Source organism: Nonomuraea sp. NPDC049129 (assembly GCF_040648495.1).
GTDB lineage: Bacteria > Actinomycetota > Actinomycetes > Streptosporangiales > Streptosporangiaceae > Nonomuraea.
The window spans coordinates 442862-458059 of record NZ_JBEZDU010000007.1; the positions used below are offsets into that span (position 1 = coordinate 442862).

At 70.4% G+C, this 15198-nt stretch carries 16 protein-coding genes; 12 read left to right on the plus strand and 4 right to left on the minus strand.

From position 1 onward, the window contains the following. Positions 1-9 precede the first annotated feature (9 nt). The 4 genes from AB0B64_RS24780 (at position 10) to nagZ (ending at position 3876) form a co-directional block, all read left to right on the plus strand. A complete protein-coding gene (locus AB0B64_RS24780) occupies positions 10-456 on the plus strand; it encodes a PTS glucose transporter subunit IIA (RefSeq protein ID WP_357949122.1) in 447 nt (148 codons plus the stop codon). A 61-nt stretch (positions 457-517) separates the two neighbouring features. Continuing rightward, entirely contained in the window at positions 518-778 is a 261-nt protein-coding gene (locus tag AB0B64_RS24785) for an HPr family phosphocarrier protein (RefSeq protein WP_357949124.1), read from the plus strand. After that, the gene (ptsP, locus tag AB0B64_RS24790; RefSeq protein ID WP_357949126.1) at positions 775-2487 is read left to right on the plus strand and encodes a phosphoenolpyruvate--protein phosphotransferase; all 1713 of its coding nucleotides are present in this window, start codon (positions 775-777) and stop codon (positions 2485-2487) included. Before AB0B64_RS24785 ends, ptsP begins: the two co-directional genes overlap by 4 nt. A 99-nt stretch (positions 2488-2586) precedes the next feature. Continuing rightward, positions 2587-3876: a beta-N-acetylhexosaminidase gene (nagZ, locus tag AB0B64_RS24795; protein ID WP_357949128.1), complete on the plus strand. Its 1290-nt coding sequence runs from the start codon at positions 2587-2589 to the stop codon at positions 3874-3876. A gap of 22 nt (positions 3877-3898) precedes the next feature. Here nagZ and atpB read toward each other — a convergent pair whose 3' ends face one another. Next, positions 3899-4690, minus strand: a complete 792-nt coding sequence (gene atpB, locus AB0B64_RS24800; protein WP_357949131.1) for a F0F1 ATP synthase subunit A — start codon at positions 4688-4690, stop codon at positions 3899-3901. Between the two features lie 139 nt (positions 4691-4829). Between atpB and AB0B64_RS24805 the strand changes: the two genes are divergently transcribed. From AB0B64_RS24805 to AB0B64_RS24825, 5 genes are all read left to right on the plus strand, one after another. Further along, positions 4830-5474 (plus strand): HAD family phosphatase, encoded by a 645-nt coding sequence (locus AB0B64_RS24805; protein ID WP_357949133.1) that lies wholly within the window; start codon positions 4830-4832, stop codon positions 5472-5474. 31 nt (positions 5475-5505) lie between these two features. After that, the gene (locus AB0B64_RS24810) at positions 5506-6018 is read left to right on the plus strand and encodes a hypothetical protein (RefSeq protein WP_358179869.1); all 513 of its coding nucleotides are present in this window, start codon (positions 5506-5508) and stop codon (positions 6016-6018) included. Between the two features lie 96 nt (positions 6019-6114). After that, positions 6115-6567: a DUF2690 domain-containing protein gene (locus AB0B64_RS24815; RefSeq protein WP_357949138.1), complete on the plus strand. Its 453-nt coding sequence runs from the start codon at positions 6115-6117 to the stop codon at positions 6565-6567. A 113-nt stretch (positions 6568-6680) separates the two neighbouring features. Then, positions 6681-7307: an HAD family hydrolase gene (locus AB0B64_RS24820; protein ID WP_357949140.1), complete on the plus strand. Its 627-nt coding sequence runs from the start codon at positions 6681-6683 to the stop codon at positions 7305-7307. An 81-nt stretch (positions 7308-7388) separates the two neighbouring features. Then, positions 7389-8102 (plus strand): haloacid dehalogenase-like hydrolase, encoded by a 714-nt coding sequence (locus AB0B64_RS24825; protein ID WP_358179872.1) that lies wholly within the window; start codon positions 7389-7391, stop codon positions 8100-8102. 53 nt (positions 8103-8155) lie between these two features. Here AB0B64_RS24825 and AB0B64_RS24830 read toward each other — a convergent pair whose 3' ends face one another. Continuing rightward, positions 8156-9712 carry a penicillin-binding transpeptidase domain-containing protein gene (locus AB0B64_RS24830; protein ID WP_358179875.1) on the minus strand — a complete coding sequence of 519 codons (1557 nt, stop codon included), beginning with the start codon at positions 9710-9712 and terminating at the stop codon, positions 8156-8158. Between the two features lie 114 nt (positions 9713-9826). Between AB0B64_RS24830 and AB0B64_RS24835 the strand changes: the two genes are divergently transcribed. From AB0B64_RS24835 to AB0B64_RS24845, 3 genes are read left to right on the plus strand one after another with little or no spacing between them, the layout of a single operon-like run. Beyond that, the gene (locus AB0B64_RS24835; protein WP_358179878.1) at positions 9827-10744 is read left to right on the plus strand and encodes a LysR substrate-binding domain-containing protein; all 918 of its coding nucleotides are present in this window, start codon (positions 9827-9829) and stop codon (positions 10742-10744) included. Beyond that, the gene (locus AB0B64_RS24840; protein WP_358179881.1) at positions 10741-11598 is read left to right on the plus strand and encodes a serine hydrolase; all 858 of its coding nucleotides are present in this window, start codon (positions 10741-10743) and stop codon (positions 11596-11598) included. Before AB0B64_RS24835 ends, AB0B64_RS24840 begins: the two co-directional genes overlap by 4 nt. A 57-nt stretch (positions 11599-11655) precedes the next feature. Beyond that, positions 11656-13617, plus strand: a complete 1962-nt coding sequence (locus AB0B64_RS24845) for an acetoacetate--CoA ligase (protein WP_357949154.1) — start codon at positions 11656-11658, stop codon at positions 13615-13617. Between the two features lie 25 nt (positions 13618-13642). Here AB0B64_RS24845 and AB0B64_RS24850 read toward each other — a convergent pair whose 3' ends face one another. Further along, positions 13643-14203, minus strand: coding sequence for an NAD(P)H-dependent oxidoreductase (locus AB0B64_RS24850; protein WP_357949156.1), 561 nt, complete (start codon positions 14201-14203; stop codon positions 13643-13645). Further along, the gene (locus AB0B64_RS24855) at positions 14203-15120 is read right to left on the minus strand and encodes an NADP-dependent oxidoreductase (RefSeq protein WP_358179884.1); all 918 of its coding nucleotides are present in this window, start codon (positions 15118-15120) and stop codon (positions 14203-14205) included. The genes AB0B64_RS24850 and AB0B64_RS24855 overlap by 1 nt, the downstream gene beginning before the upstream one ends. Between the last annotated feature and the right edge of the window lie 78 nt (positions 15121-15198).

The following is a 15198-nucleotide window of genomic DNA, read 5'->3' on the forward strand; positions in this document are numbered from 1 at the left end:
GGCGAGACCATGACGACTGTTCTCGCCCCGGTCGAGGGGGTGGCCGTGGGGCTGTCGGCGGTGCCCGACCCGGTGTTCTCCGCGGGCATGGTGGGGCCGGGAACGGCGATCGATCCGGCGCGGGAACCCGGCAAGGCCGTAGCCCCAATATCCGGGAAAATCATGAAATTGCATCCGCATGCCTATGTCATCGTCGGGGATGACGGCAAAGGCGTGCTGGTGCATCTGGGCATCGACACGGTCCAGCTGAAGGGGAAGGGCTTCGAGTTGCTCGCGGCCGAGGGCGACAGAGTTCGTGCGGGCCAGCCCGTGGTGGCCTGGGACCCGGCCGCGATCGAGGCCGGTGGCCGCTCGCCGGTCTGCCCGGTGGTCGCGCTCGACGCGCCCGCCGGTTCGGTGACGGCCGTGACCGGCGGGCGCGTACACGCCGGCGACGAGCTCTTCCTGTGGGACTGAAAGAGCTATGGGGCAAGTGCCGGGGCCGGGTGGTCCGGACCGGTTGGACAAGGAGGAGTACATGGCCGAGCGCAAGGTCACCGTGGCGGCGGAAGTGGGCCTGCACGCCCGTCCGGCGGCGACATTCGTGCAGACCGCCGTCAAGGCCCCGATGGACATCACCGTGAGCAAGGGGGTGACCGGCCAGCCCGTCAACGGCAAGAGCATCCTGCAGATCCTGGGGCTGGACGTCCGGCAGGGCGAGGACATCGTGATCAAGGCCGAGGGTGAGGGCGCCGACGAGGTGCTGGACGCACTGGCGGCGATCGCCGGGACACCATGAACCTGCGGGGGGCCGGGGTCAGCCCGGGGATCGGGACCGGGCCCGCGTACGTGCTGACCGGGGCCGTCCCCGAACCCCCCGCAGGCTCCACCTACGAGGGCCCGCCGGAGCCGGAGCGCGAACGCGCGGTGGCGGCGCTCGGACAGGTCGCGGGGGAGCTGGAGGCCCGGGGCAACCGGGCCGGCGGCGAGGCCAAGGAGATCCTCAAGGCCCAGGCGCTGATCGCCGAGGACCCCGGGCTGGTGGTGGGGGTCAAGGCCCTGATCGACCAGGGCGTCGCGGCTCCTCGGGCCGTTTACCAAGCTTTCGCGAAATATCGGGACATGCTGCTGAGTGCGGGTGGGTACCTCGGCGAGCGGGTCGCCGACCTGGACGACATCAGGGACCGCGTGATCGCCCGCCTCACGGGCCACCCCCTGCCGGCCCCGCCACCCGTTCCGGGTACGGGTGAGCCGTATGTGCTGATCGCCGGCGATCTGGCGCCTGCCGACACCGCGTTGCTGTCGAAGGACGCCGTGGCCGCGTTCGTGACCGAGGCGGGCGGGCCGACCAGCCACACCGCGATCCTGTCCAGGGCGATGGGCGTGCCCGCCGTCGTGGCCTGTCCGGGCGCGACGGAGATCCCGGCCGGCACCCGGGTGCTGGTCGACGGCAACACCGGGGAAGTACGGCTGGAGCCCACCGAGTCCGACATCGCCCGGCACGTCAGCGCGCACGAGGCCAGGCGGCGACGCATGACGACCGGCGGCCCCGGCCGGACCCGGGACGACTTCCGGGTGCAACTGCTGGCCAACATCGGCGGCCCGGACGATCTCGACGCGGCGCTGGTCGCCGGAGCCGAGGGTGTGGGGCTGTACCGGACCGAGTTCCTGTTCCTCGGGCGGACCGAGGCGCCGTCCGTGGCGGAGCAGGAGGCGGCCTACCGGGCGGCGCTGGCCGCGTTTCCCGGCGGAAAGGTGGTGGTGCGGACGCTGGACGCCGGCGCCGACAAACCGCTGGCATTCCTGCCGTCCGCCGCGCCCGAGCCGAACCCGGCCCTGGGCGAGCGTGGCGTGCGCCTGTTCGAGAGATTCCCCGAGGTGATGGCCGCCCAGCTGGAAGCGCTGTCCGTGGCGGCGGCGGTGAACCGGTCGGGTGCGGTGCGAGCCAGTGCGGCGGCGGCCGAGCTTCACGTGATGGCGCCGATGGTCGCCACGGCCCAGGAGGCCCACTGGTTCGCCGACGCCTGCCACGCCAGGGGGCTCCCGCAGGCGGGCGTGATGATCGAGATCCCGGCGGCGGCGCTGCGGGCGGAGAGCCTGGTCACTGTGGTCGATTTCGTGTCGATCGGGACCAATGACCTGGCCCAGTACGCCTTCGCCGCCGATCGCCACTCCGCCGCGCTGGGTTCGCTGCAGGACCCGTGGCAGCCCGCGCTGCTCGACCTGATCGCCATGACCGCTACGGCCGCCTCCGACAACGGCAAGCCGTGCGGCGTCTGCGGGGAGTCGGCCGCCGATCCGGCCATGGCCTGCGTGCTCGTGGGCCTCGGGGTGTCCACGCTGTCCATGGGGGCCGCGGCGCTGCCCGCCGTACGGACCGGGCTGGGGGCGCACACACTCGACCAGTGCCAGCTGGCCGCCCAGGCCGCGCGGGGAGCGGCTACGGCGGCGCACGCCCGCGCGGCGGCCCGCTCCCACCTGCCGGGCCTGGTCGAGCTGGGGCTCTGACCGGACCGGGAGGGCGGGGGCTCCGACCGGACCGGGAGGAAGGGGACATTTGTCGGCTGTGTGGCTCAGGGGTCCCGCGGCATGGATACCTTTGAGAGCATGTTTCGACGGACAGGCACGGCCGGGCTCCTCGTGATGGCTCTCGCGGCATGCGCCGGGGGTGGTGGCGGCCCGGTGGGTGCGGCTCCGGCGACCCGGCCGGAGGTGGCGCCTCCGTCCACGGTTCAGCAGAGCTCGTCGTCGGCCGGCCAGGGCAGCGGGTTGCCGGGCGTCCTGTCGAAGATGAGCGTGCAGGAGAAGGTCGGCCAGCTGTTCATGCCCGTCCTGTACGGCACGGGCCCCGGCAGTGTGTCGGGCGAGAACCAGGCGAGGTACGGCGCGCAGACCCCGGCCAAGGTGGTCGCCAAATACCACCTCGGCGGCGTGATCCTCTTCCCGGCGAACATCCAGGGTGTCGGCCAGGTCGTCGACCTGACCAACGGGCTGCAGCAGGCGTCGAAGGACGTGCCACTCCTGATCGGCACCGACCAGGAGAACGGCCTGGTGTCCAGGATGGGCGCGCTGATGACCGACTTCCCCGGCGCCTCGGTCATAGGCTCGACCAAGGACACCGCGAACGCGCGAGCCGTGGCCAGGGCCACCGGCGAGGAGTTGCGCGCGGTCGGCGTCAACCTGGACTTCGCCCCGGTCGCTGACGTGAACATCGACCCGAGGAACCCGGTCATCGGCAAGCGCGCCTTCGGCGACCAGCCCGGCGAGGTGGCCAAGATGGTGGCCGCGTCGGTCAAGGGCTTCAATGACGCCAAGGTCGCCGCCACCGCCAAGCACTTCCCCGGCCACGGCGACACCAATATCGACAGCCACACCGGGCTGCCGGTGATCAAGCACACGAAGGAGCAGTGGGAGCGGATCGACGCGCCGCCGTTCAAGGCCGCGATCGCCGCCGGCGTCGACGCCGTGATGAGCGCGCACATCGTCTTCCCCAAGCTCGACCCGTCACGCGACCCTGCGACGCTGTCCAAGCCCATCCTGACCGGGCTGCTCCGTAACAAGCTCGGCTTCCAGGGCGTGATCTCCACGGACGCCCTCAACATGGACGGGGTGCGCAAGAAATACAGCGACGCCGAGATCCCCGTACGGGCCATCCAGGCGGGTGCCGACCTGCTGCTCATGCCGAACAACCTGCCCGTGGCCTACAACGCGGTGCTGGCGGCGGTGAAGTCGGGCAAGATCTCGCAGGAGCGGCTCGACCAGTCGGTGACGCGGCTGCTCAAGCTCAAGCAGGCCCGCGGACTGCTGCCCAAGGCGCCCGTGGCGTCGGCCGCGCAGGCGGCCAAGGTGCTCCGCAGCACGGAACACCGCAAGGTGGCCGCCCGCGCCGCCCGCTAGTACCAGGCCGCCCGCGTGCGCTTCAGTGCGAGCCCTTCAGCCCGCTCGCGATGAACATCGCGGCGAGCAGGGCGAACAGGAACGCCTGCAGGAACTGGATGAACATCTCGAACGCGGTCATCAGTATCGTCATCGCCACGCCTAGGACGCCGATGCCCGCGCCGAGCACGGTGAGCCGCTCGAACAGGAACCAGAAGCCGACCGAGCTGAAGAAGGCCAGCAGGAGATGGCCGGCGAACATGTTCGCGAACAGCCGGATGAAGTGCGTGAACAGCGAGTTGATGAAGGTCTCGGCGAGGATCAGCGGGGCGTAGATGCCGTAGGCCCAGCCGGGTAGGCCCTCGAGGTACACCACGCCCTTCAGGTAGCCGCGCACGCCGTGGTGCTTGACGCCGAGGAAGACCTTGACGACGTACACGCTGAGCGCCAGCCCGAGAGGGAAGTCGATGTGCGCGGCGACCGGGAACTGGATGAACGGGACGACGCCCATCAGATTCCAGACCAGCACGGTCAGGAAGATCGTGAGGAGCAGGCCCATCCAGCGGTCGGCGTCCTTGCCGAGATTGGGCTTGGCCACCTGTTCGCGGACGAACACGTAGGCGTACTCGCCGAGGTTCTGCCAGCCTCGGGGGACCAGTTTCGGCTTGGCGAAGGCGCCCCAGCACAGGGCGATGACGATGATCGAGGAGAGCAGGGCGAGCAGCGTGGGCTTGGTCAGCCATTCCGGCCCGCCGGGGAGTATCGGGTCGAAGTCGAACAGCTCCGTACCAGGAGCTTTGAACTCATCCGAGGTGATCAGGATCGTCGTCCGCACGGCGGTCCCTCCATGGGGTCAGCTCAATGGAACCTCACCATAGCCAGGGAATTTGGCCGTCTTTTATCCGGGGTTTGTGTGGGTCTGCGGGTGATGTGCGACGCTCAACTACCCTAGAACGGGATTCCAAGGAGGAGCCTTGATCACAGGGGTACTGATCGACTGGGGTGGCGTGCTCACCACCAGTCTCTCTGTCTCCATCGGCAAGTGGATCGAGGCGGACCGCATCGACGACCGTCACTACCGAGCCGTCATGCGCGAGCTGATCGACCAGGCCTACGGCGGCGAGCAGGAGAGCGTCGTCAACGCGCTGGAGCGCGGGGAGATCGACGGGGCCGCGTTCGAGCGCGACCTGGCCGCCCGGCTGCTGACCGTCGACGGGGTCTCGCCCGAGGCCGAGGGGCTGCTGGAGCGGATGTTCGCGGGCTTCGAGCGGGTCGAGGTGATGTACGACATGCTGCGCGACGTCAAGCGCAACGGCGTCAAGACGTGCCTGCTGTCCAACTCCTGGTCCAACGTCTATCCCCGGGACGACTGGGACGAGCTCTTCGACGCGGTCGTGATCTCCGGAGAGGTCGGCATGCGCAAGCCGGAGCCGCGCATCTTCGAGCACGCGCTCGGCCGGGTCGGGCTGCCCGGCGAGGCGTGCGTGTTCATCGACGACATCGAGGTCAACATCCTGGCCGCTCGGGGCCTCGGCATGGCGGGCATCCACCACCGCGACGCCGATTCGACCATCGCGGAACTCGAGACTCTGCTCCAACTTCCGTTGCGACGGGCATGATAGAGCCCTTGCACGCTGTGAAAGGTTCGTGATGCGCGTCTATTTGCCGTGCACGCTCCCCGCGCTGGCCCGAGCGGTCGAGGCGGGGGAGCTAGGCCCGGCCCCGCTGACCGGCTACGCGGTGACCCCCGCGCTGACCGAGTGGTACGCCTCGGGTGACACCGAGGAGCTCGAATACGTGGCCCTCACCGAGGCCGCCCGCGCCTCGCTGCGCCGGCTGGCCGCCGACCGCGCCGACGGCGTCGAGGCGGCTTCCCGACGGGTGGTCGTCGTCGCCGAGGTGCCCGACGGCACCCTCTCCATCGGCGCCGACCTGGAAGAACGGGCCCGAGTACGCGTGACGGCGCCGGTTCCGCTGGGCAAGGTGGCCGCGGTCCACGTCGACGACCTCTACGCGATCCCGGACATCCAGGCCGCGGTCGCCGCCCTCCCCGCCGCTGACGGAGGCGACGACGACGCCCGCTTCACCGTGGACGGCGCCGAGGCGCACGAGCTCATGTGGTTCGCCACGCAGGAGATTCCCGATCTGCTGCAGACACGTTAGGTACGCGTTAAATAGCTCACAGTACCTTGACCATTTCTTGAAACTTCTCGCTAAGGTCCAGACGGACCCCATCCCGGACTCAAGGAGTCGGTTCCAGTGAAGTTTCGAGTGACGGCCATCGCGGTCGGCGCGGTGGCGGCGGCCCTGCTCACGATCTCTCCCGCCAGTGCGCAGGCGACCGCGAAGCCGTACGACCACAAGGACCCCTACAAGACCGGCTGCGGCAACTCAGCCAAGATCGTGAAGACCGGCTCGATCAACAGCCGGGCCAACGGCAAGGTCGGCACGATCCAGCTCTGGTGGTCGGGCAGGTGCAAGACCAACTGGATCGAGATCAAGACGGCCACGTCCGCGTCCGGCAGCATCAGCGTCTACACCGCGGACGGCAGGTACGACCGGTTCGCCTTCAAGAAGGGCAACGGCGGCCGTCACTGGGGCAACATGCTCTCGGCCAACAACATGTGCGCCTGGGGCGGCGCCAGCGTCCAGTGGAACGGCGGCCGGGGCGGCCAGAACGGCGCCGGCACCACCGCCAAGGCCTGCGGCTAGCCGCACCTCTGTAGTGCGGGTCTGACCCGCAGTCACGGGTGAAGCCGCGGCCAACAGGCTGCGGCTTCGCCGTTCACCGGGATGTCACACCCGCCCGTTAAACTGATCGTGACATGACAAAGCACATCATCTGGGACTGGAACGGCACGCTGTTCCACGACATCGACGCCGTGGTCGGGGCCACCAACGAGGTCTTCCGGTCGTACGATTTGCCGCCGCTGACCGCTGACGACTTCCGCGCGGTCTACACCCGGCCCATCTGGGTCGCCTACGAGCGGCTGCTCGGCCGCCCGCTCAACGAGGGCGAGTGGGAGCTGCTCGACAACGGCTTCCATGAGCACTACTTCCGTCTCAGCGTCGCCTGCGGGCTGGCCGCCGACGCCGAGCTGTCGCTCACCAGCTGGACGGGCACCCAGTCGCTCTGCTCGATGGCCCCGCACACCCACCTGGTGCCGCTGATCGAGTCCTTCGGCATCACCCGGCACTTCACCAGGGTCGACGGCCTGGTGGGGCTGACCGGGGGCGAGAAGGCCGCGCACCTGACCGCGCACATCGAGGCCATCGACGTCGAGGCCCGCGAGATCCTGGTGATCGGCGACAGCGTCGACGACGGGCTCGCCGCCAAGCACGTGGGCGCCAGGGCCGTCCTCTACACCGGCGGCATGACGACGCGCGCCGAGCTGGAGGCCACCGGCCTGCCGGTCGTCGACACCCTCGCGCAAGCCCTCACCTATGCCTGAATCCCCCAGCAGGCAGCCCTGGGCGGGCAGATAGCCGTACCCTGGCTGGATCCCCCACAGGAGGTCGCCATCAAACGCCTTGTGCTCTGGAACATCGACCTCACCTTGGTCGACGTCGCGATCGTGACCAGGGACGCCTACGCCGAGGCGTTCCGCGCCGTGACGGGGCGTCCGCTGCTCAAGCTGGCGCCGGCGCGCGGCCGGCCCGACTCCGAGATCGTCTTCGAGACCCTCGCGGTCAACGGCATCGTCACCGAGGACGACACCCTGCCGAGATTCCTGTCCGCGCTGGCGATGGCCTTCGCCGACCGGCGCAAGCGGCTGGCCACCGAGGGCCACGTGATGGCGGGGGCCAAGGAGGCGCTCAAGGCCGTCGCCGGGCTCGAGGGCGTGGTCCAGTCGGTGCTCACCGGCACGATCAAAAGCAACGCCGTGCACAAGCTCAAGGCGTTCGGGCTGGACAAGTACGTCGACTTCGAGCTCGGTGGCTACGGCGAGGAGGTCTATCCCAAGGCGACGCTGCTCCAGGTCGCCCAAGGGCGGGCCAAGGCGCGCTTCGGCATGCCGTTCACCGCGGCCAACACCGTGGTGATCGGCGACTCGACGCGTGACGTGCAGGCCGCCAAGATCGGCGGGGCGGCGATGATCGGGGTGGCCTCGGGCCGGTCGATGGCGAGCGAGTTGCGCGAGGCCGGGGCCGACCTCGTGCTGCCCGATCTGTCCAACGCCTCGGAGGTGGTGGCCGCGGTCGCGGGCCTCACCACGCCGGTCGACCGCAGACCGGTCAGCCCCTGACCTGACCACCAGGCCGCACATCAGCCAGGCCGCACATCAGCTCAGCCCGCACATCAGCTCAGCCCGCCGAGGAAGCGGGCCGCGATCGGGGCCGCCACCGCGGAGCCCGCGCCACCGCCCTCCACGATCACCGCGAACGCCAGGTCCCCCCGGTAGCCGATGAACCAGGAGTGCGCCGGCGGCTCCTTGCCCGAGCCGTACTCCGCCGTCCCGGTCTTGCCGGCCGTACCGGAGGGGAACCGCACCGCCTGGGCGGTTCCGTCCGTGACGACGGCGGGCATGAGCTCACGCAGGGCCCGCACCACGCCGTCCTCCAAGGGGCGCGGCCGGAGGGTGCGGTCCGGCACCAGCTCCTGGGCGACCAGCCGGGGCGGGCGCCAGGAGCCGTCGGCGATGGCGGCGGCCACCGATGCCATGTTGAGCGGGCTGGCCAGCACCCTGCCCTGCCCGATCGAGGCGGAGGCCAGGTCGGTGTCGTCCTTCGGCGCCGGGAACTCGGCCTTCACCGCCGGCACGCCCGGCGTGATCGCGGAGCCGAAGCCGAACGCGCCGGCCACCTCGGCGAGCCGGCCGTTCCCGAGCTTGGCCACCCCCATGGCGCCGAACGTGGTGTTGCACGAGTGGGCGAAGGCGTCGCGGAAGGAGAGCCTGCCGTAGTCGTGGAAGCCCGCGTTGTGGAAGGGGAAGCCGCCGATGTTCTGCTCGGGCGGGCACTCGACCTGCTCGTTCGCCTCCGCCCCGTCCGCGACCAGCGCGGAGGCCGTCACGACCTTGAACGTCGAGCCGGGCGGGTACTTGCCGAGCAGCGCCCGGTTGAACCCGCCCGGCTTGTTGACCACCGACAGGATCTCGCCGGTCGACGGCCGGACGGCGACCAGCGAGGCCGGCTTGCGCACGCCGTCGAGCGCGGCGGCGCCCGCCCGGTGCACCTTGAGGTCGATCGTGGTGTGGAACGGCGTCCGCGCCGCCGGCTTGACCATGGTCTGGAGGAACCGCTCGCCCTGGTAGAGGTCGATCCTGCGGGACTGCCCGTCGGCGAGCCGGTCCGGATAGGTCTGCTTGAGCCCTTCGACGAGCTGCAGCACCGAGCCGGGCGCGTCCGGGGTGTCCACGCGGCTGCCGTCGGCCGCCAGCACCGGGACCGTCGCGGCCTTCTCCGTGACCAGCCGCAGGGACCTGCCCTGCTTGAGCGAGGGGTTGATGGCGGCGGGGGTCCAGTCGACCTGCCATCCGCCGCCGCGTTCCACGAGCTTGAGCCTGCCGTCGTACGTCCAGCTCTTCGGGCCGGTGAGGCCGGCGCGGAAGGTGATCACACCGTCCGCGGCGGCCGTGTCGCGCGTGAAGGTCGCGCCGGTGAGCTTGAGGTCGGCGCGGAAGCGCTGGTGCCAGCGCTCGAAGTCGGCGGGCGGGTCGGCGACGAGCTCCCGCATCCGCGCATAGTTCTGGACGGACCAGGCGGACAGGTACGAGTCCGCCGTCTCCTCCGGAGTGCCCTTCGTACGCAGCACCCAGATGGTGCCGGCCGCCGCGACGGCGGGGACCAGCACGGCGGCGGTGATCCACGGCCAGCGGCGTTTTCGCCTGGGCGGCGATTCCGGCTGAAGATTCATGAACATTGTCCCCCTTGGTGACCCCATGGGGCCGAGCACACCAGAGCCCGCTGCGTGGTGTCCAATACCGATATGAGCGCCACATAGATATAAATGTGGATATAGTTGCTGGTCATGGACCTTGTCCGGCATCTGCGCTACTTCACCGTGGTGGCGGAGGAACTCCACTTCGGCAATGCCGCGATCCGGCTCGGCATGGCCCAGCCGCCGCTCAGCCAGCGGATCAAGCGCCTGGAGGAGGAGCTCGGCGTGCGGCTCTTCGACCGTTCCGCCCGGCAGGTCCGGCTGACCGAGGCGGGCCGCCTGCTGCTCGGCGAGGCCCGCGAGATCGTGACCAGGGCCGACCGGCTGCGCGAGCTCGTCCGCCACGGCGGGGGCGGGGCGCTCAAGCTCGGCGTCCCGCCCGACCTGGCCGCCGCGGTGATCGCCGCCCTGGTCGAGGGCTTCCGCGCGAGCAATCCGGACGTACGTCTGACGCCGGCGGAGATCTGGACGGCCGATCAGGTGGCCGCGCTGACCGAAGGCGCCATCGACGTCGGCATCGTGCGCCACCCGATCAACGCGCCGGGGCTGCGGTTCGGGCAGGTGCTGGTGCAGCCGCAGGGCGTGCTGCTGGCCGAGGGGGACCCCCTGGCCGTGGCCGGGGAGGTGCACCTGGCCGACCTGGCGGGCCGCGAGCTGCTGATGCCGCCCAAGGAGGGGGAGCCGGGGCTGCACGCCGTGACGCTGGCGGAGTGCCGCCGCCACGGCTACGTGCCCGCCCAGGTGCATCAGGGCGCCGGGCTCGGCCTGGTGCTCGCCGGGGCGGCGGTGGCGTTCGGGGCCAGGATGGACCACCCTGGGATCGTCTGGCGCCCGCTGCTAGGCTCGCCGATCAGTTCCCGGGTCTCCACGGCCTGGCGAGTGGAGACGGACGCGGTCGCCGGCTTCTCGGCGGTGGCCGTACGAACGCTGAAAGAGAGCGCCGGGATGACGGACGAGGCCGCGACGCCCGTGCGGCACATCAGCCGCAGACCCGGGATGCTGGCATGAACGAGCCGGATCTGGCCGCGCTGTTCGGCGCGGCGGGCGTGACCGGGTGGCTGCACGCGACCGACCTGCGCTCGGGCCGGGAGTTCGGGCTCGGCTCCGACGTGCCGCTGCCGACCGCCTCGATGTTCAAGGTGCCGCTGATGGTGGAGTTCTGCCGCCAGGCCGACGCCGGGCTGCTCGATCCGGCGAGCCGGGTGACCGTGGGGGCCGCCGACCGGGTGACCGGGCCCACCGGCCTGTGCGCGATGCTCGACGACGTCACGATCTCCCTGCGCGACCTGGGCCACCTGATGATCACGCTGAGCGACAACACCGCCGCCGACGCGCTGCTGGCCAGGGTCGGGCGCGAGGAGGTCAACGCGATGCTCGACGGGTTCGGGCTGCCCGAGACGCGGGTGCGGCAGAGCTGCCGGGACATCTACGAGAGCATGGCCGAGGACGCCGGGCACGGCTGGCCGTACCTCGATCCTGAGGACGTCGCGCGGCTGCGGGTGCTCGACCCCCCGCGCGCCAACAGCGCCACGCCGCGCGAGACGGCCGCGCTGTTCGGCCTGATCTGGCGTGATCAGGCGGCCTCGCCGGAATCGTGCGCCTGGATGCGCAACGTCCTGAATCTGCAGGTCTGGCCGCACCGGCTGGCTTCCGGCTTCCCGTACGACGACGTGGAGGTCAGCGGGAAGACCGGGACGCTCCCGACACTCCGCAACGAGGCGGGCGTGGTCGAGTATCCCGACGGCGGCCAGTACGCGGTGGCGGTGTTCACCCGCTCGGTCAGCACCGCGCTCAACCAGCCGCGCGCCGACGCGGTGATCGGCACGGCCGCGCGTATGGCGGTGGACCACCTACGCCGGTAGCAAGTTATGTGGCGGTTCGGGTATGACATTGCCCCTACCGGCCGACAGGATGGGCACATGGTTGCTGAAGGCACACTTCTCTGGGAACCGACCGAAGACGTCATCGCGCGCGCCAGGCTGACTCACTATCTGGAGTGGCTGGGCCGGGCGGGGTCGGACTACGAGGAGGTGTGGCGCTGGTCGGTCGACAGTCCGGCGGAGTTCTGGACGTCGATCTGGGACTACTTCGAGGTCATCGGCGAACGTGGTGACGGGCCCGTCATGACCGGGACGATGCCGGGCGCCGAATGGTTCACCGGCAGCTCCGTCAATTACGCCGAGAACGCGCTGCGCGAACGTGACGGCACCGCGATCGTCTTCATATCGGAGGACGGCGCCCGCCAGGAGCTGACCTATGCCGAGCTGCGCGAGGAGGTCGCCCGGGTCCGGGCGGGCCTGGTCCGCCTCGGCGTCGGGCGCGGCGACCGCGTGGCCGGCTACCTGCCGAACATCCCGCAGGCCCTGGTCGCCTTCCTGGCCACCGCGTCCCTCGGCGCGATCTGGTCGGCCGGCTCCCCGGACTTCGGCGTGCCGAGCATCGTCGACCGGTTCAAGCAGATCGAGCCCAAGGTGCTGATCGCGGTCGACGGCTACCACTACAACGGCAAGAGCTACGACCGGTCGGCGGCCGTCAACGAGATCGCCGCCGAGCTGCCCACGCTCCGCGCGACCGTCTGGATCCCGTACCTTTCGGCGGCCGAGGAGGGGCAGCCGCCGCAGCAGGCCGAGCCCGGCGCCGCGCACACCGACTCCGTGCCGCACGGCGAGGTGATCGGCTGGGAGGGGCTGCGCGCGGAGGAGGGGCCGCTGGAGTTCGAGCGGGTGCCGTTCGGCCACCCGCTGTGGATCCTCTACTCCAGTGGTACGACCGGGCTGCCCAAGCCCATCGTGCACGGGCACGGGGGAGTGATCCTCGAACACCTCAAGTCGCTCTCCTTCCACCAGGATCTCGGAGAAGGGGACGTGTTCTTCTGGTACACCACCACGGGCTGGATGATGTGGAACTACCTCATCGGCGGCCTGCTGGTGGGCGCCACCCCGGTGCTGTACGACGGCTCGGCCGCCTACCCCTCCGCCGCGGTGCTGTGGCGGATCGCCGCCTCGGAAGGGGTGACCTACTTCGGGGTCGGCGCGCCGTACATCATGGCCTCGCTGAAGGCCGGGATCACGCCCGAGGGGCTGGAGGCGCTGCGCGGCATCGGCTCGACCGGGTCGCCGCTGCCGCCCGAAGGGTTCGCCTGGGTGGCCGCGCAGCTGCCGGGGATCCCGCTCGGGTCGTTCTCCGGCGGCACCGACGTGTGCACCGGGTTCGTCGGCGCGACCGTGCTGCATCCGATCCGGGCGGGCATCATCCCCTGCCGGTCGCTGGGGGCGCGGGTGGAGTCGTTCAACCCCCTGGGCGAGCCGGTCGTGGGGGAGGTGGGCGAGCTCGTGCTCACGCAGCCGATGCCGTCGATGCCGGTCATGTTCTGGAACGACCCCGACGGTGACCGCTACCGCGAGAGCTACTTCGACGTCTACCCGGGCGTGTGGCGGCACGGCGACTGGATCAAGCTGAACGAGGACGGCAGCTGCGTGATCTACGGCCGCTCCGACTCGACGCTGAACCGGGGTGGCGTCCGGATGGGCACCAGCGAGTTCTACCGGGTCGTCGAGCGGTTCGACGAGATCGTCGACAGCCTCGTGATCGACACCGGCCAGCTCGGGCAGGAGGGGCGGCTGCTGCTCTACCTCACGCTGGCCGAGGGCGTCACGCTGTCGGACTCGCTGGTCGAGGCCCTGCGTACGGCCCTGCGGCAGGAGCTGTCACCCCGGCACGTGCCCAACGAGATCCACGCGGTGCCCGGCATCCCGCGCACGCTGTCGGGCAAGAAGCTAGAGGTGCCGGTACGCAAGATCCTCCTCGGCACCCCGGTCGAGCAGGCGGCCAACCCCGACGCCATGGCCAACCCGGAGGTGCTGCGCCACTTCAAGCCTTGAGCCCGCTTCAAGCCTTGAGCCCGCTTCAGGCCGCCCTGAGCGGGCGCAGCGCGGTACCCCAGGAGACGATCTGGTCCAGCATCGTGGCGACCATCTCCTCGCGGTGCGCGGCGGGCTTGAAGTCGGTGAACCCCTCGAAGTCCGTGTGCAGCGAGAGCGTGACCTGAGCCGGTACGTCGGCGACCTTGACCCGGCCGAGCACCTGCCTGAGGTGCTCGGCCGCGCGGGCGCCGCCGTCGACTCCGTAGCTGACGAACCCGGCCGCCTTGTCCGCCCACTCGGCGTAGAGGAAGTCGATCGCGTTCTTCAGCACGCCCGAGGTGGAGCTGTTGTATTCCGGGGTCACGAACACAAAGCCGTCGAACGAGGCGATGCGCTCCGACCAGGCACGGGTGTGGGGGTGTTCGTACTGGCCATAGGCCGCCGGGAACGCCTCGTCCAGGTGCGGCAGGTCGAAGTCCCGCAGGTCCACCACCTCGAACTCGGCGTCGCCGCGCTTGGCGGCCAGGTCGTGCACCCACTCGGCCACGGTGTCCCCGTTGCGGCCCGGCCGGGTGCTGCCGATGATGATGCCAATCTTGATCATTATTTATCCCCTTGAATGATGATTTTTCCGCGTGTCTGCCCGGCCTCGGCCCGGCGATGAACCTCGTCGAGGCCGGTCAGTGGGTATGTCTCGGCGATCTCCACCACGAGCTCGCCCTTGTCGATCAGCGCCACCAGCCGGGCCAGGTGCGCCGGGTCGTTGCGGGCCACGAAGTGGGTGGCTCGGGGCGCGTCGATCGGGGTGGCGATGGTGACGATCACCTCGCCCAGCGTGGCCAGCGTCGCCGCCTGCTCCGGCCCGATGGCCGCCAGGTTGAGCACCACGTCCATGCCGCCGGGCAACGGGGTCGAAGTAAGTGCTGACAAAGTGGTGTAGTCGACGACCTCGTCGGCGCCGTAGCGTCGTACCGCTGCCGCGCTGCGCGGACCGGCCGTCGCGATCACGGTCGCGCCCGCCAGCTTGGCCAGTTGCACGGCGAACAACCCCACCCCGCCGCCCGCCCCGTTGATCAGCACCCGCTGCCCCGGTTCGACGCGGGCGTGCTCGTGGACCGCCTGCCAGGCGGTGAGCCCGGCGACCGGGATGGCGGCGGCGTCCGCCAGCGGGAGCCGCTCCGGCGCCCTGACCAGCGAACTCGCCGCCGCCACCGTGTACTCGGCCGCCGCCCCCTCCACGAGGCCGATGACCCGGTCGCCGACGGCGGGCCCTTGTACGTCCGCGCCCACCTCGACGACCGTGCCGGCGAGATCCAGGCCCAGCGTGTACGGCAGGGTGACCGGGAGCAGGTCCCGCAGGAACCCGGCCCGCAACCCCACCTCGGACGGGTTGAACGAGGTGGCGGCCACCTGGACCAGCACCTCCCCGGGCCCCGGCGAGGGCCGCGGGATCCGGTCGTAGCGGATCACGGACGCGTCGCCGTACTCGTGGATTCGGGCGGCGCTCATGGTTGGGCTCATGGGGAACAACGGTAGGAGCCCGGTGCGAGATGGCCAATGCTTGGGTATCTGCCTTTTATACGCGAGCGTCTCGCAGGC

Coding starts and splice junctions, on each gene's coding strand:
- ptsP (WP_357949126.1), top strand. CDS start 775: ATGAACCTGCGGGGGGCCGGGGTCAGCCCGGGGATCGGGACCGGGCCC.
- AB0B64_RS24855 (WP_358179884.1), bottom strand. CDS start 15,120: ATGAGCCCAACCATGAGCGCCGCCCGAATCCACGAGTACGGCGACGCG.
- AB0B64_RS24835 (WP_358179878.1), top strand. CDS start 9,827: ATGGACCTTGTCCGGCATCTGCGCTACTTCACCGTGGTGGCGGAGGAA.
- AB0B64_RS24830 (WP_358179875.1), bottom strand. CDS start 9,712: ATGAATCTTCAGCCGGAATCGCCGCCCAGGCGAAAACGCCGCTGGCCG.
- AB0B64_RS24785 (WP_357949124.1), top strand. CDS start 518: ATGGCCGAGCGCAAGGTCACCGTGGCGGCGGAAGTGGGCCTGCACGCC.
- AB0B64_RS24845 (WP_357949154.1), top strand. CDS start 11,656: ATGGTTGCTGAAGGCACACTTCTCTGGGAACCGACCGAAGACGTCATC.
- nagZ (WP_357949128.1), top strand. CDS start 2,587: ATGTTTCGACGGACAGGCACGGCCGGGCTCCTCGTGATGGCTCTCGCG.
- AB0B64_RS24780 (WP_357949122.1), top strand. CDS start 10: ATGACGACTGTTCTCGCCCCGGTCGAGGGGGTGGCCGTGGGGCTGTCG.
- AB0B64_RS24820 (WP_357949140.1), top strand. CDS start 6,681: ATGACAAAGCACATCATCTGGGACTGGAACGGCACGCTGTTCCACGAC.
- AB0B64_RS24840 (WP_358179881.1), top strand. CDS start 10,741: ATGAACGAGCCGGATCTGGCCGCGCTGTTCGGCGCGGCGGGCGTGACC.
- AB0B64_RS24850 (WP_357949156.1), bottom strand. CDS start 14,203: ATGATCAAGATTGGCATCATCATCGGCAGCACCCGGCCGGGCCGCAAC.
- AB0B64_RS24810 (WP_358179869.1), top strand. CDS start 5,506: ATGCGCGTCTATTTGCCGTGCACGCTCCCCGCGCTGGCCCGAGCGGTC.